Raw genomic sequence first — 15,799 nt, forward strand, 5'->3', positions numbered from 1 at the left:
CTTGTCACCTGTATAACCAGTAGGCGGTGGCGTCGATGTTGGCACCACTCGCAATATAACGTTTAAGCGCGGCGGTGTTGCCCAGTTGGGTCGCGACCCGCAGCGTCACAAGCTGTTGCTGCTGCGCCCAGTGCAGCGCCGCCTGCATGAGTTTCTCACCCATGCCGCGCCCGGCTAATAAGCCAATACGCGCCTCGCGCTCGTTGAGCTTACGCAGCGAAACGAACCCCTGGATTTGACCGTCCCCTGCACGGAAAACCAGGCAGACGTGGTCAAAGGTGCCTTTGACCGCATTCTCTATCCACTGGGCATAGAAACGTCCGCTATCGTCAGGTGCATACCAGGGCGCACGAAAGCGACTCTGTGCAAATGCCTTGGCCGCCATCTGACGCAGCACGGGGATGTCCTGTTCGGTTGCAATTTCCGCGCCGGACGCATCGTGCCGGGTAAGGGTAATGGAAAGGTCTACCTCACCTTCAACCAGCTGAAAGCCGTGCTGCTGGAGCGCGTCAAGCAGATCGGCGCGCTCCGCCGGGATCTTAGCCTGCACCCGTTGCCAGGCGATAAAATCTGATTCAGCCAGCACCGGCGCGTCATCGCGCACACGTACGATGGCCGACGGCATACCGAAAAAGGCACTCTCCCACTGCAGGGACTCAAGCACCCCATTCAGGCTGTTCAACGCCAGACACCTTTGGTATCCACAATATACTGCTGACGAACGGCATCGCCGGACGTCGCTTTAAACTCTTTATGATCTACCAGCAGCACCAGCACGTCCGCCGTCGCCAGCGCGTCGTCCAGCGCCGTCAGCGTGCAGTGCCCCGCCAGTTTTGCCGGTAATTCATGGATATTCGGCTCAACCACCAGCGTTTCACCCTTGTGCCATTCGGCAATCATCTCGGCAATTTCCATCGCCGGGCTTTCACGCAGATCGTCAATATTGGGTTTAAATGCCAGACCAAAGCAGGCAATTTTCAGCTCGCTGGCGCGCTTGCCGCTCTCTGCCAGGCAATCCGCTACCGTCGCTTTAACCTGATTGAGCACCCAGTGAGGCTTGCTGTCGTTCACTTCACGCGCGGTGCGAATCAGACGCGCCTGCGCCGGATTCTGCGCCACGATAAACCACGGATCGACGGCGATACAGTGTCCACCCACGCCCGGGCCTGGCTGGAGAATGTTCACGCGAGGATGGCGATTCGCCAGGCTAATCAGCTCCCAGACGTTAATCCCCTGATCGGCGCAAATTAGCGACAGTTCGTTCGCAAAGGCGATATTGACGTCGCGGAAGCTGTTCTCCGTCAGCTTGCACATCTCGGCGGTGCGGGAGTTGGTCACCACGCACTCACCTTCCAGGAAAATCTTGTACAGCGCGCTGGCACGTTCGGAACAGACGGGCGTCATACCGCCAATGACGCGGTCGTTTTTAATCAGTTCGACCATCACCTGGCCCGGCAGCACGCGTTCCGGACAGTAGGCGATGTTGATATCCGCCTGCTCACCCGCCTGCTGCGGGAAACGTAAATCAGGACGCGCGTCGGCCAGCCACTGTGCCATCTGCTCGGTAGCGCCGACCGGAGAGGTCGATTCCAGGATCACCAGCGCCCCTTTCTTCAGCACAGGCGCTATGGATTTGGCCGCCGCCTCGACGAATGCCATGTCGGGCTCGTGGTCACCTTTAAACGGGGTAGGGACGGCAATCAGGTAGGCATCCGCTTCAACTGGCGTCGTGCTGGCACGCAGGAAGCCCCCCTCCACCGCCTCTTTCACCACGCGGTCAAGATCGGGCTCCACAATATGAATCTCGCCACGGTTAATGGTTTCTACCGCCCGTGCGTTGATATCCACACCAACAACCTGTTGCTGACGAGAGGCAAACGCGGCCGCAGTAGGTAAGCCAATGTAGCCAAGACCAATGACAGAGATGGTAGTAAAACTCATAGCGATACCCGATTGTGTTTAAGTGCATGCAAAATACGGCCACAAGCCTGCCCGTCTCCATACGGATTATGGGCCCGGCTCATCGCCTGATACGCTTCATCGTCATGCAGCAGGCGCGTGACCTCTTCGACGATGAGCTGCGCGTTGGTGCCGACCAGACGCACCGTACCGGCTTTGACGGCTTCCGGACGTTCGGTCGTTTCACGCATCACCAGCACCGGTTTGCCGAGGGATGGCGCTTCTTCCTGGATTCCGCCGGAATCGGTGAGGATCAGCCAGGCGTGGTTCATCAGCCAGACAAACGGCATGTAGTCCTGAGGTTCAATCAGAAGGACATTTTCGACATGGCCCAGGATCCGGTTAACCGGCTCGCTGACGTTAGGGTTAAGGTGTACTGGATAGACAATTTGCACATCGTCATTCTGCGCGGCAATTTCAGCCAGCGCGTGACAGATTTGCTCAAAACCCCGGCCAAAGCTCTCGCGACGGTGGCCAGTGACCAGAATGGTTTTTTTGCCGTTGTGAAGGAACGGATAGCGGGCAGCGAGCTCTTTCTGAAGATCGCTGTTTGCCAGGACGCGGTCACGTACCCAAATTAACGCGTCAATGACCGTATTGCCTGTCACAAAGATTTTGTTATCGGCGATATTTTCACGCAGCAGGTTCTGACGAGAGTTTTCCGTTGGCGCAAAGTGGTACATCGCCAGATGACCCGTTAACGTGCGGTTGGCCTCCTCCGGCCACGGCGAATAAAGATTGCCGGTACGCAGACCCGCCTCAACATGCCCCACGGGAATCCGCTGGTAAAACGCGGCCAGGCTTGTCGCCACGGTTGTGGTGGTGTCACCGTGTACCAGCACGACGTCAGGCTTGAATGACTCCAGGATCGGCTTAAGCTCTTGCAGAATGCGACAGGTTATCTCCGTTAACCCTTGCCCCGGTTTCATAATATTAAGGTCGTAATCCGGGACGATGGAGAAGAGCGTTAAAACCTGATCGAGCATCTCACGGTGTTGAGCCGTGACGCAGACTTTCGCTTCAATATCAGGATCGCAGGCCAGCGCATGAACCAGAGGTGCCATCTTAATGGCCTCCGGCCTGGTGCCAAATACGGTTAGTACTTTCACATCGATTCTCTTCGATTAGGCGATGAAGGCCGCAGCCTTCATCGTAGACGGCGTTCTTAGTTTTTGCGACGACGCGTTAACGCCACGCCAGCGCCCGTCAATGCGCCTACAATCCCCCACATGATCATCAGGAATGCACGACGCGGACTGTCGCGTTTTACAGGTTCTTCAGGCGTTCGCAAATAACGATAGGTCTGAAAACGAGGGTCCAGGGATGGGCCGACATTAAGCGTATTGAGCATCGCGCGATTTTGATCGTAATCGAGGTCAAAATCAGGACCGACGGCCTTCAGGTTTTCCAGACGCGCCTGCAGCATAGGGCGACCAAGAAGGAACATTTCAGAGTCAGGCAGCTCATCGGCCGGCACGTCCGTCTCAGTACGGGAAATATTGTGCTGTTCCGCAATTTTCAGCGCCTGCTCAATGTTATGCACGCGGCGACCGAAAATAGTATTCGCCACTTCTTCCTGACGTTTCACCTGGGCTTTCATCTGGATGGTACGAGCCGCCCAGGCACCTTTAAGCTCTTCGTTAAGATGGCTTGCGGCACGCTGGCTGGCAAACGCGACATACTGACGCAACAGGTTGTTGGCATCCGGCGCGGTTTCTGCAATCAGCTTGACGCTGTCATTCACGCTACGCAGCGCGTCGCCCGGCATAAACTGAATATTGTTAATCAGATCGTCCAGCAGGGCGGCATCGGCTTTTGTATTATCAACCCGGCGCTGCTTGTAGTAATCCGTCTGGGACCAGAAATCGCGGCGGGTATCCCACGATGCCAGCTGCATCACAAACTCTTTATAGGCTTCATCCATAACGGAAGCCTGGTCAGGCGTAGCAAGACTGGCTCTGATGTCCAGGTTACGCAGGAATTGCTGCTGGGAATAGTATCCCCCGAGCATGTTAACCGTTGGCTTGTCTGTGATTGCCGTGGCGCTCCACTCTTGCTTTGCAAAGAACGTATAGGCCAGCGCTAACAGGGCAAACCCCAGCGCGATCCCCGCAATCCAAAGTTTGCCTGCCCATAGCACGCGAAACAAACCCCGAATATCCAGTTCATTCTCAGTTACCACTGATTTCGCTCCCGCCAACGGTTGAGTCATCATAGTCCCGGTTTTACTTAGTTAATGTTGTATTTTTGCCATTGTTACGACGCATCCTGCGTTTAAGACGTTTAATAAATCGCGCCACTTTCCATGCGCGCTTAATGCAGTAGCCGTACAGGAAAAATGCCAGCAAGAATAATGCCAACATAACCCACTCAGGAATAATATGAGAATATTCTGCAGCCACACCAATTGCGGCCAAAATAGCGGCGGCCAGAGTAATCAGCACAAACGCCTGACGAGAAGTAAAACCCGCACGCATGATGAGGTGATGAATGTGTTGGCGGTCAGGAGAGAAAGGACTCATCCCTTTGCGCAGGCGGCGATACATAATCGCCACCATATCCATTAATGGAATGGCAATAATCCACAGCGCGGTTACGGGACTTATCGGATGGGTTTGACCCTGTGTGGTTTCTAACAGGATCCAGATAACCGTAAAACCAATCAGCGTACTGCCCGCGTCTCCCATAAAGACTTTATAGCGACGGCCCAGCACACCGAGGTTTAAGAGGATATAAGGCAGAATGGCGGCAATCATGGCAAAACACCACATTGCCAGACTGTACTGACCATCAAACCATAAAATAATGCCGATAGCGGCGAACGAGACGGATGACAACCCACCGAGCAGGCCGTCAATGCCATCCACCATGTTGAAAGCATTGATTGCCGCCCAGACGGCAAAGAGTGTCAGGAAGAAGCCAAATGGACCCAGGACTAACTCCCAGGGGCCAAACACATAGCCGAGGCTTCGCAGATACAGTCCACCCACAACCATCATCACCACGCCAATGGCCGCCTGAACGGTGGCGCGTATTTTCACCGCGATATCGAATCGGTCATCAAGAGCCCCGACTAACACCAGGACACCGGCGCATGCAATGTACAGGGCGGCATGTGGAATATAATAGTCGGCAATTCCAAACGTGAAGCAAATCCCTGCGTAAACAGAAATTCCGCCGACTAAAGGAATAAGACCCTGATGGCGTTTACGAAAATTAGGTTTATCCACCAACCCTATTCGTTTTGCCACCTTGCGTGCAATGAACAAAAAACAGGTTGTGAATAAAAAAATACTGATCAGTTCAGTAACGGCAGTGAATAGATTCACAATGGATTGCTCTCAACAATTGTTAGTCCCGGAAGTATAACCATGAAGCCACAACCTCAGAAGTAATAAAGATGGCTTCTAACAACTCCCTTTGTATATTTTTCAATCAATTATTTCTCAGGATGCAGAAACGGCTCTATTGTCGCACCGACCGGTCAAAATTGGGAGTAGGTAGTACTAGCGTATAGTCCATAAAAGGAAAACGCCACGTAAAAACGTGGCGTTCACTGGCTTTATTTACGTTACGAGCGTTTCATCATGTCGAAGAAATCGTCGTTGGTTTTGGTCATCGCCAGTTTATTAATGAGGAACTCCATCGCGTCAATTTCACCCATTGGATGGATGATTTTGCGCAGGATCCACATTTTCTGCAGCTCTTCCTGCGTGGTGAGCAGCTCTTCTTTACGGGTACCGGAACGGTTGTAGTCGATAGCCGGGAAGACGCGTTTTTCAGCGATTTTACGAGAAAGGTGCAGTTCCATGTTACCTGTACCTTTAAATTCTTCGTAAATCACTTCGTCCATTTTAGAACCGGTATCGATCAGCGCCGTCGCGATGATGGTCAGGCTTCCGCCCTCTTCCACGTTACGTGCGGCACCGAAGAAACGTTTCGGACGATGCAGGGCGTTAGCATCCACACCACCGGTCAGCACTTTACCAGACGCCGGAACCACGGTGTTGTAGGCACGCGCCAGACGGGTGATGGAGTCAAGCAGGATGATCACGTCTTTCTTGTGCTCAACCAGGCGTTTCGCCTTCTCGATAACCATTTCCGCAACCTGAACGTGGCGAGATGCTGGCTCGTCGAAGGTAGAAGCAACTACTTCACCTTTAACCAGACGCTGCATCTCGGTCACTTCTTCCGGACGTTCGTCAATCAGCAGCACCATCAGCACGCAATCTGGGTGGTTATAGGCAATGCTCTGCGCGATGTTCTGCAGCAGCATGGTTTTACCCGCTTTTGGCGGTGCCACAATCAGACCACGCTGGCCGCGACCAATTGGTGATGCCAGATCCAGAACACGCGCGGTTAAGTCTTCAGTAGAACCGTTACCACGCTCCATGCGCAGGCGAGAGTTCGCGTGCAGCGGCGTTAAGTTCTCGAAGAGGATCTTATTACGCGAGTTTTCCGGTTTGTCGAAGTTAACTTCATTGACTTTCAACAGCGCAAAGTAGCGTTCACCCTCTTTAGGAGGACGAATCTTACCTGAAATGGTGTCACCAGTGCGGAGGTTGAAACGGCGGATTTGGCTGGGGGATACGTAGATGTCGTCAGGGCCGGCGAGGTAGGAGCTGTCTGCAGAGCGGAGGAAACCAAATCCGTCTTGCAATATCTCCAGCACACCGTCGCCAAAGATATCTTCGCCACTCTTAGCGTGCTGCTTCAGGATGGCGAAAATGATGTCCTGCTTGCGCATACGAGCCTGGTTTTCCAGCCCCATATTTTCGCCGAGAGTGATCAGCTCAGAAACCGGCGTATTCTTTAATTCGGTAAGATTCATAATGGTGTGGGTTCTTAAACTCGGGGTGATTCTCGAACTTAATGTTGTGAATGGTATGGCAGGGTCATCCATGCCTGTTTAGCGGCCATCGACTCATGTCTGTTCGCTGTCTGGTCACAGGGAAAGAACGCAGAACTGAAACGACAAGACGGATTGAGTGACAAGCCCGGAATTTAGCCACTTCACGCAATGTTCATGTTAACAACGGGAAGTATCGGGTAAAACAAGATTCAAACAACAAGATATGTTTAAAACGAAGTCATAGCTAACTTAGCACGACTTCAGCCGGGCGTCCAGAGTTCCACATCATTTAGCCGGGAGCTCTGAACGCACAGCGGAGAAACCTTACGCCAGGTTAGCGTCCAGGAACTCTTTCAGTTGACCTTTGGACAGCGCGCCCACTTTGGTCGCTGCCACTTCGCCGTTTTTGAACAGCAGAAGGGTTGGGATGCCACGGATACCGTATTTTGGTGCGGTGCCCGGGTTCTGGTCGATGTTCAGCTTGGCAACGGTCAGTTTGCCCTGATATTCGTCGGCGATCTCATCCAGAATCGGGGCGATCATTTTGCAAGGACCACACCATTCAGCCCAGAAATCGACGAGGATCAGCCCGTCAGCCTTAAGTACGTCCGTGTCAAAACTATCGTCAGTCAGGTGAATAATTTTATCGCTCATATATAACTCCACAGGAATAAGCCTGGTACGTTGGTTTTGTCTCCACCAACGACGTGTTGATGTCGCATTAACCAACTAAAGGTTGACTTTATTTCACCGGATACGCTTTCGTAAAGCAATAGTAAGCTGATATTCTACCACACTATGAGCAAAACACATTTAACAGAACAGAAGTTTTCCGACTTCGCGCTGCACCCGAAGGTGATTGAAGCCCTTGAAAATAAAGGGTTTCACAACTGCACGCCCATTCAGGCCCTCGCGCTGCCGCTGACGCTGGCCGGTCGCGATGTTGCCGGGCAGGCGCAAACCGGTACCGGCAAAACGATGGCGTTTTTAACGTCAACGTTTCATTATTTACTTTCTCACCCAGCGATTGCAGACCGCAAAGTTAACCAGCCGCGCGCGCTAATTATGGCCCCGACGCGAGAACTTGCGGTACAGATCCACGCAGACGCTGAACCCCTGGCGCAGTCTACCGGCCTGAAGCTTGGCCTGGCCTATGGCGGCGACGGCTACGATAAACAGCTGAAAGTGCTGGAAAGCGGTGTGGATATCCTGATCGGTACCACCGGCCGTCTTATCGATTACGCCAAACAGAACCACATTAACCTCGGCGCAATCCAGGTTGTGGTGCTCGATGAAGCTGACCGCATGTACGATCTGGGCTTCATTAAAGATATTCGCTGGCTGTTCCGCCGCATGCCGCCGGCCAATCAGCGTCTGAATATGCTGTTCTCCGCTACCCTTTCTTATCGCGTACGCGAGCTGGCGTTCGAACAGATGAACAACGCCGAATATGTAGAAGTGGAGCCGGAGCAGAAAACGGGTCACCGCATTAAAGAAGAGCTCTTCTACCCTTCCAATGAAGAGAAAATGCGTCTGCTGCAAACGCTGATTGAAGAAGAGTGGCCAGATCGCGCCATTATCTTTGCGAACACCAAGCACCGTTGTGAAGACATCTGGGGCCATCTGGCTGCAGACGGTCACCGTGTTGGCCTGCTGACCGGCGACGTGGCGCAGAAAAAACGCCTGCGTATTCTGGAAGAGTTTACCCGTGGCGATCTTGATATTTTGGTCGCAACCGACGTTGCCGCTCGTGGTCTGCACATTCCGGCCGTGACGCACGTCTTTAACTACGATCTGCCAGACGACTGCGAAGACTACGTACACCGTATCGGTCGTACCGGTCGTGCGGGCGCAAGCGGTCACTCGATTAGCCTTGCGTGTGAAGAGTATGCGCTGAATCTCCCGGCCATTGAGACGTATATCGGTCACTCTATTCCGCAGAGCAAATACAATCCGGAAGCGCTGTTAAGCGAACTGCCGCCGCCTAAGCGTCTAACCCGCCCACGCTCCGGCAATGGTCCGCGTCGTTCAGGTGGCGCGCCGCGTAATCGTCGTCGTTCAGGTTAAGAAAATATGCTCAGCTCCACCTCGCTTTATGCGGCAATTGATCTCGGTTCGAATAGTTTTCATATGCTGGTTGTGCGCGAGGTGGCGGGAAGCATACAAACGCTGACGCGCATCAAGCGCAAGGTCCGCCTCGCGGCGGGCCTGAGCAGCGATAATCACCTCTCACCTGAGGCCATGGAACGTGGCTGGCAGTGTCTGCGGCTCTTTGCCGAACGTCTTCAGGATATCCCGCACGCCCAAATCACCGTGGTCGCCACTGCGACACTCCGCCTGGCGGTCAACGCCGTGGATTTCATTGCCAGAGCGCAGGAAATTCTGGGTTGTCCGGTACAGGTTATCAGCGGTGAAGAAGAAGCTCGCCTGATTTACCAGGGCGTTGCGCACACCACGGGAGGTGACGATCGCCGTCTGGTGGTGGATATTGGCGGTGCCAGTACCGAGCTTGTGACCGGCACCGGCGCGCAGGCAACGTCGCTGTTCAGCCTGTCGATGGGCTGCGTGACCTGGCTTGAGCGCTACTTTACCGATCGGAATCTGGCGAAAGAGAACTTCGACGAGGCAGAAAACGCCGCGCGCGAAGTGTTACGCCCGGTGATGGACGAGCTGCGCTATCACGGCTGGAAAGTCTGCGTGGGTGCCTCGGGTACCGTGCAGGCTCTGCAGGAAATCATGATGGCGCAGGGAATGGACGAGCGGATTACGCTTGCCAAACTTCAGCAGCTGAAACAGCGCGCCATTCAGTGCGGACGCCTGGAAGAGCTGGAAATTGAAGGCCTGACGCTGGAACGCGCGCTGGTCTTCCCGAGCGGGCTGGCTATTCTTATCGCCATTTTCACCGAGCTGAACATCCAGTGTATGACCCTGGCCGGCGGCGCGCTGCGCGAAGGTCTGGTCTACGGGATGTTACATCTTTCGGTCGATCAGGATATCCGCAGCCGTACTCTGCGCAATGTGCAGCGTCGTTTTCTGGTTGATATCGATCAGGCCGGACGCGTATCGCAGCTGGCGTCACGCTTCGCCGATCAGGTCGCTAACGTCTGGGATCTTGACCATCTGAGCCGGGATTTACTGCTGAGCGCCTGTGCGCTACATGAAGTGGGGCTGAGCATTGATTTTAAGCAGGCACCGGCTCATGCAGCGTATCTGGTACGAAACCTTGATTTACCGGGCTATACACCCGCGCAGAAAAAGCTGCTGGCAACGCTGCTGCTGAACCAGACCAATGCCGTCGATCTCTCCTCTTTGCATCAGCAAAACGCCGTACCGCCGCGCGTGGCCGAGCATCTGTGCCGCCTGTTGCGTCTGGCGATCCTGTTTGCCAGCCGCCGCCGCGATGATTTGCTGCCTGCCATTAATCTGGTGGCCGATGACGAGAAGCTTTCGCTAACGCTGCCGGAGAACTGGATTGATCGTCATCCGTTAGGGGCCGAGATGATCGAACAGGAGTGCCAGTGGCAGAGCTACGTGCACTGGGTGCTGGAAGTAAAGTAATACGCTGAACATTGCCGGGTGCGGCTTCGCCTTACCCGGCCAACAGATCCCTACGGAATTATCCTTTCTCTTTGGCTTTTGCCAGCATGGCGCGGATGTTTGCCACGTTAGCCTGACCCTTGTGCATCCGCTCTTCTGCGGTAATCACTTTGCGCTCCTGTTCCCAGATCAGGTCATCCTGCGGCAGTTCCAGCAGGAAACGACTCGGCTCCGGGCGTACCAGTTCACCATACTGGCGGCGCTCTTTACACAGCGTGAACGTCAGCTCTTTCTGCGCGCGGGTGATCCCCACGTAGGCCAGGCGACGCTCCTCGTCGACGTTGTCTTCATCAATGCTGCTCTGGTGCGGCAACAATCCCTCTTCCATGCCGACCAGATACACATACGGGAACTCCAGCCCTTTTGACGCATGCAGCGTCATCAGCTGAACCTGATCGGCCTCTTCTTCGCTCTCGCCGCGCTCCATCATGTCGCGCAGGGTAAAGCGAGTGACCACCTGCGTCAGGGTCATTGGCTCGTCGATCTCAGAGCCCTCCAGCATTTCGGTCATCCAGCTGAAGAGCTGGTTAACGTTTTTCATGCGCATCTCAGCCGCTTTCGGGCTGGCTGAGGTTTCATACAGCCAGGACTCATAGTCAATGCCGTGAATGAGATCGCGCACCGCCGCCACCGGCTCCCGCTCCGCGAGACGCTGCACTTCGCCGAGCCAGTGGGTGAAACGGGTTAACGAGTCATACCCGCGTCCGGTTAACGTCTGGCTCAGCCCCATGTCGAAGCTGGCGGTAAACATACTTTTGTTGCGGGTCATCGCCCACTCGCCGAGCTTTTGCAGCGTCGCCGGACCAATCTCGCGTTTAGGCGTATTCACGATGCGCAGAAACGCGCTGTCGTCATCCGGGTTAGTAAGCACGCGAAGATAGGCCAGCAGATCTTTGATTTCTGGCCGCGAGAAGAACGACGTGCCGCCCGAGATTTTGTACGGAATGCGGTTCTGCATCAGCATCTTTTCAAAGACGCGCGACTGGTGATTGCCGCGATAGAGGATCGCGTAATCCTTATATTCGGTTTTGTTGACGAAGTGGTGAGCGATGAGTTCGCCCGTCACGCGCTCCGCTTCATGATCCTCATTGTTGGCGCTGAGCACTTTCAGCTCCGTGCCGTAGCCCAGTTCGGAGAAGAGACGCTTCTCAAATACGTGCGGGTTATTGGCAATCAGGATGTTTGCCGCCTTCAGGATACGCCCGGAGGAGCGGTAGTTTTGCTCCAGCTTAATCACCTGCAGGGCCGGGAAATCTTTGCTCAGCAGCACCAGGTTTTGTGGGCGCGCACCGCGCCAGGAGTAAATTGACTGGTCGTCGTCGCCTACCACGGTGAAACGCGCGCGCTGCCCCACCAGCAGCTTCACCAGCTCGTACTGGCTGGTGTTGGTGTCCTGATATTCATCCACCAGCAGGTAGCGGATTTTATTCTGCCAGCGCTCGCGCACCTCTTCATTGCGCTGCAGCAGCAGCGTGGGCAGCAGGATCAGATCGTCAAAGTCCAGCACGTTACACGCTTTCATGTGCGCATCGTACAGACCGTAGCAGTGTGCGAAGATCCGATCCCGTTCACCTTTGGCGATCGCCGCGGCCTGGGCCGGCGTCATCAGATCGTTTTTCCAGTTAGAGATCGTCGAGATCAGCTGCTGCAACAGCACTTTGTCATCTTCGATCAGCCCCTCGGTGAGCTCTTTGAGCAGCGCCACCTGATCGGTGTCATCGAAGAGCGAGAAGTTGGACTTCATTCCCAGCGCCGCATACTCGCGTTTGATGATATCCAGCCCCAGCGTGTGGAAAGTGGAAATCATCAGGCCGCGAGCCTCTTTACGACCCAGCGTCTGACCGACGCGCTCTTTCATCTCGCGCGCCGCTTTATTGGTAAAGGTGACCGCCGCAATGTGTCGCGCCTGATATCCGCAGTTGTGGATCAGATGGGCGATTTTGTTGGTGATCACGCGGGTTTTACCCGAACCGGCCCCTGCCAGCACCAGGCATGGTCCAGTAACGAATTCGACCGCTTGTTGTTGTCCAGGGTTTAAACGCATGGGAGTGTTGCTCAATCTTCGAACGGGGTGTGGATTGTAGCAGAAAGCCGGGCGCAGATTTACCGGCTAATGATAAAGTGGAGAAATCGCGTTTAACCCGTAGAGCAGAACCATGAAAAAGACCGCAGCAGCCCTGCATATTCTGGTAAAAGAAGAGAAACTGGCTCAGGAGATCCTGGCCAAGCTGGAGCGCGGCATCAGCTTTGATCATCTGGCGAAGCGTTACTCTAAATGCCCGTCCGGACGCAATGGCGGGGATCTCGGCGAGTTTCAACAAGGTGCGATGGTCGGCCCGTTCGATCGGGCGGTCTTTAGCTGCCCGCTTCTGAAGCCCTACGGCCCGGTGAAAACCAAATTTGGCTACCATATCATTAAGGTGCTATATCGCCGCTGACGCGTGATATATTGCGCCCCGATTTATTTCAACCTATTCAAGGCACGATCATGGCAAAAACAGCAGCAGCAGTGCACATCCTCGTTAAAGAAGAGAAACTGGCTTTAGATCTTATGGAGCAGATTAAAAACGGTGCCGACTTCGGCAAGCTGGCGAAGAAGCATTCCATCTGCCCGTCAGGCAAGCGCGGCGGCGATCTGGGTGAGTTCCGCCAGGGCCAGATGGTTCCGGCGTTCGATAAAGTGGTGTTCTCCTGCCCGGTGCTGGAGCCAACCGGCCCGCTGCACACGCAGTTCGGGTATCACATTATTAAGGTACTCTATCGCAATTAAAAAGCCGGGTGGCGGCTACGCCTTACCCGGCCTACATCTTACGGTTTTGTAGGTCGGGTAAGCGAAGCGCCACCCGACAAGGTTGTTAACCCGCTACCGCAATACGCTTCATATCGGTCATGTAGCCACGCAGTTTGTGACCCACTTTCTCGATCTGGTGGCTGCGAATCGCTTCGTTCACATCGCGCAGCTGCGCGTTATCCACGGCACCTTCAGCAATCGCTTTACCCAGATCGCCCGTCTGCAGAGTGGTCATAAACTCTTTCAGCAGCGGTACGCAGGCGTAAGAGAACAGGTAGTTACCGTATTCTGCGGTATCAGAGATTACCACGTTCATTTCGTACAGACGCTTACGGGCGATGGTGTTCGCGATCAGCGGCAGCTCGTGCAGAGATTCGTAGTACGCAGACTCTTCGATGATGCCGGAATCAACCATGGTTTCGAACGCCAGCTCAACGCCTGCTTTCACCATGGCGATCATCAGTACGCCTTTATCGAAGTACTCCTGCTCGCCGATTTTACCTTCATACTGTGGCGCGGTTTCGAACGCGGTTTTACCGGTCTCTTCACGCCAGGTCAGCAGGTTTTTATCGTCGTTCGCCCAGTCCGCCATCATGCCGGAAGAGAATTCGCCGGAGATGATGTCGTCCATGTGTTTCTGGAACAGCGGTGCCATGATGGTTTTCAGCTGTTCAGACAGCGCGTAAGCACGCAGTTTTGCCGGGTTGGACAGACGGTCCATCATCAGCGTAATACCGCCCTGCTTCAGCGCTTCGGTGATGGTTTCCCAGCCGAACTGAATCAGTTTTTCCGCGTAGGCCGGGTCGGTACCTTCTTCTACCAGCTTGTCGAAGCACAGCAGAGAACCGGCCTGCAGCATGCCGCACAGAATGGTCTGCTCGCCCATCAGGTCAGATTTCACTTCGGCAACGAAGGAAGATTCCAGCACGCCCGCACGGTGGCCGCCGGTCGCCGCTGCCCACGCTTTGGCAATCGCCATGCCTTCGCCTTTCGGATCGTTTTCCGGGTGAACCGCGATCAGGGTCGGCACGCCGAAGCCACGTTTGTACTCTTCGCGTACTTCCGTACCCGGGCACTTCGGCGCCACCATCACCACGGTGATGTCTTTACGGATCTGCTCGCCCACTTCAACGATGTTGAAGCCGTGGGAGTAACCCAGCGCGGCGCCGTCTTTCATCAGCGGCTGTACGGAACGCACAACGTCAGAGTGCTGTTTGTCCGGGGTCAGGTTAACCACCAGATCCGCCTGCGGGATCAGCTCTTCGTAGGTGCCCACTTTGAAGCCGTTTTCGGTCGCTTTGCGCCAGGAAGCACGCTTCTCAGCAATCGCTTCTTTGCGCAGGGCGTAGGAGATATCCAGACCGGAGTCACGCATGTTCAGGCCCTGGTTCAGACCCTGTGCGCCACAGCCGACGATGACCACTTTTTTACCCTGAAGGTAGCTCGCGCCATCGGCAAATTCGTCGCGCGCCATGAAGCGGCATTTGCCCAGCTGCGCCAGCTGCTGGCGCAAGTTCAGTGTATTAAAGTAGTTAGCCATGGGTGATACCTCGTGATGTTGTGTGTCTTATTGTTCGGTTCGCGTTTCAGCGAGAATGTACCCACATTACAACAGGAAATTTATTGCGGAAATTGATATATTCACAACGTCATGTTGCAATTTTTGCAATATAAAAAGAGGGAGTGGAATCGGTGGATTTACGCGATCTGAAAATGTTCCTGCACCTGGCGGAAAGCCGCCATTTTGGCCGCAGCGCCCGGGCGATGCACGTTAGCCCCTCCACGCTTTCACGCCAGATCCAGCGGCTTGAGGAAGACCTCGGCCAGCCGCTGTTCGTGCGCGATAACCGCACCGTCACCCTCACGGAAGCGGGCGAAGAGCTGCGCATTTTTGCCCAGCAGACGCTGTTGCAGTACCAGCAGCTGCGGCACTCGATTGACCAGCAGGGGCCATCACTTTCCGGCGAGCTGCATATTTTCTGCTCCGTCACCGCCGCCTACAGCCATCTGCCGCCCATCCTTGACCGCTTCCGCGCGGCTCATCCGTCGGTTGAAATTAAGCTCACCACCGGCGACGCCTCCGACGCAATGGAAAAAGTGGTGACGGGCGAAGCGGATCTCGCCATCGCCGGAAAACCCGAAACCCTGCCGGGCGCGGTGGCATTCTCGATGCTGGAGAATCTGGCGGTGGTGCTGATCGCGCCGGCGCTGCCCTGCCCGGTGCGTAATCAGGTGTCGGTGGAAAAACCGGACTGGTCGACGGTGCCGTTTATCATGGCCGATCAGGGGCCGGTGCGCCGCCGCATCGAGCTGTGGTTCCGCCGTCAGAAAATCAGCAATCCGTCGATTTACGCCACGGTCAGCGGCCACGAGGCGATGGTGTCGATGGTGGCGCTGGGCTGCGGCGTGGCGCTGCTGCCGGAAGTGGTGCTGGAAAACAGCCCCGAACCGGTGCGCAATCGCGTGATGATTCTGGAGCGCAGCGACGAGAAGACGCCGTTTGAGCTTGGCGTGTGCGCACAAAAAAAGCGGCTGCATGAGCCGCTTATTGATGCGTTCTGGCAGATATTGCCGAACCACTAAAGCCGGATGGCGCTGCG

At 55.1% G+C, this 15,799-nt stretch carries 14 protein-coding genes; 5 read left to right on the forward strand and 9 right to left on the reverse strand.

Features of this window, described 5'->3' with window-relative positions:
- Nucleotides 1–4: 4 nt before the first annotated feature.
- The 7 genes from rffC to trxA all read right to left on the reverse strand — a co-directional run bounded on the left by rffC (nt 5) and on the right by trxA (nt 7,465).
- Entirely contained in the window at nt 5–682 is a 678-nt protein-coding gene (gene rffC / locus ACMGGX_RS09040; RefSeq protein WP_348562347.1) for a dTDP-4-amino-4,6-dideoxy-D-galactose acyltransferase, read from the reverse strand.
- On the reverse strand, nt 679–1,941 hold the full coding sequence (wecC, locus tag ACMGGX_RS09045; RefSeq protein WP_181594035.1) for a UDP-N-acetyl-D-mannosamine dehydrogenase: 1,263 nt from the start codon (nt 1,939–1,941) through the stop codon (nt 679–681). Before wecC ends, rffC begins: the two co-directional genes overlap by 4 nt.
- Complete coding sequence (wecB, locus tag ACMGGX_RS09050) at nt 1,938–3,068, reverse strand: non-hydrolyzing UDP-N-acetylglucosamine 2-epimerase (protein ID WP_024907964.1); 1,131 nt, start codon at nt 3,066–3,068, stop codon at nt 1,938–1,940. Before wecB ends, wecC begins: the two co-directional genes overlap by 4 nt.
- A 56-nt stretch (nt 3,069–3,124) precedes the next feature.
- Nucleotides 3,125–4,171: an ECA polysaccharide chain length modulation protein gene (wzzE, locus tag ACMGGX_RS09055; RefSeq protein WP_420298289.1), complete on the reverse strand. Its 1,047-nt coding sequence runs from the start codon at nt 4,169–4,171 to the stop codon at nt 3,125–3,127.
- A gap of 13 nt (nt 4,172–4,184) precedes the next feature.
- Nucleotides 4,185–5,288: a UDP-N-acetylglucosamine--undecaprenyl-phosphate N-acetylglucosaminephosphotransferase gene (wecA, locus tag ACMGGX_RS09060; protein WP_420298290.1), complete on the reverse strand. Its 1,104-nt coding sequence runs from the start codon at nt 5,286–5,288 to the stop codon at nt 4,185–4,187.
- A gap of 242 nt (nt 5,289–5,530) precedes the next feature.
- Nucleotides 5,531–6,790 (reverse strand): transcription termination factor Rho, encoded by a 1,260-nt coding sequence (gene rho, locus ACMGGX_RS09065; RefSeq protein WP_008501566.1) that lies wholly within the window; start codon nt 6,788–6,790, stop codon nt 5,531–5,533.
- Nucleotides 6,791–7,135: 345 nt separating this feature from the next.
- On the reverse strand, nt 7,136–7,465 hold the full coding sequence (trxA, locus tag ACMGGX_RS09070; RefSeq protein WP_006179218.1) for a thioredoxin TrxA: 330 nt from the start codon (nt 7,463–7,465) through the stop codon (nt 7,136–7,138).
- A gap of 144 nt (nt 7,466–7,609) precedes the next feature.
- Here trxA and rhlB point away from each other — a divergent pair, with 144 nt between their 5' ends.
- Both rhlB and gppA read left to right on the forward strand, forming a co-directional pair.
- A complete protein-coding gene (rhlB, locus tag ACMGGX_RS09075) occupies nt 7,610–8,878 on the forward strand; it encodes an ATP-dependent RNA helicase RhlB (RefSeq protein ID WP_023309646.1) in 1,269 nt (422 codons plus the stop codon).
- Nucleotides 8,879–8,884: 6 nt separating this feature from the next.
- Nucleotides 8,885–10,369 carry a guanosine-5'-triphosphate,3'-diphosphate diphosphatase gene (gene gppA, locus ACMGGX_RS09080; protein ID WP_048975637.1) on the forward strand — a complete coding sequence of 495 codons (1,485 nt, stop codon included), beginning with the start codon at nt 8,885–8,887 and terminating at the stop codon, nt 10,367–10,369.
- Nucleotides 10,370–10,427: 58 nt separating this feature from the next.
- Here the strand turns inward: gppA and rep are convergent, their stop codons facing one another.
- Nucleotides 10,428–12,452, reverse strand: a complete 2,025-nt coding sequence (gene rep / locus ACMGGX_RS09085; protein ID WP_023309648.1) for a DNA helicase Rep — start codon at nt 12,450–12,452, stop codon at nt 10,428–10,430.
- A gap of 112 nt (nt 12,453–12,564) precedes the next feature.
- On the opposite strand from rep, the gene ppiC (ACMGGX_RS09090) reads away from it, so the two are divergent.
- Together ppiC (ACMGGX_RS09090) and ppiC (ACMGGX_RS09095) are read left to right on the forward strand one after the other, a co-directional pair.
- A complete protein-coding gene (ppiC, locus tag ACMGGX_RS09090; RefSeq protein ID WP_023309649.1) occupies nt 12,565–12,846 on the forward strand; it encodes a peptidylprolyl isomerase PpiC in 282 nt (93 codons plus the stop codon).
- A gap of 50 nt (nt 12,847–12,896) precedes the next feature.
- Nucleotides 12,897–13,178 (forward strand): peptidylprolyl isomerase PpiC, encoded by a 282-nt coding sequence (ppiC, locus tag ACMGGX_RS09095; RefSeq protein WP_420298291.1) that lies wholly within the window; start codon nt 12,897–12,899, stop codon nt 13,176–13,178.
- 85 nt (nt 13,179–13,263) lie between these two features.
- Here ppiC (ACMGGX_RS09095) and ilvC read toward each other — a convergent pair whose 3' ends face one another.
- Nucleotides 13,264–14,739, reverse strand: coding sequence for a ketol-acid reductoisomerase (gene ilvC, locus ACMGGX_RS09100; RefSeq protein WP_023333828.1), 1,476 nt, complete (start codon nt 14,737–14,739; stop codon nt 13,264–13,266).
- Nucleotides 14,740–14,891: 152 nt separating this feature from the next.
- Here ilvC and ilvY point away from each other — a divergent pair, with 152 nt between their 5' ends.
- The gene (ilvY, locus tag ACMGGX_RS09105; protein WP_032641403.1) at nt 14,892–15,782 is read left to right on the forward strand and encodes an HTH-type transcriptional activator IlvY; all 891 of its coding nucleotides are present in this window, start codon (nt 14,892–14,894) and stop codon (nt 15,780–15,782) included.
- Nucleotides 15,783–15,799: the final 17 nt, after the last annotated feature.

The sequence above is a fragment of the Enterobacter sp. BNK-29 genome (genome assembly GCF_048684785.1).
Lineage (GTDB): Bacteria > Pseudomonadota > Gammaproteobacteria > Enterobacterales > Enterobacteriaceae > Enterobacter > Enterobacter cloacae_M.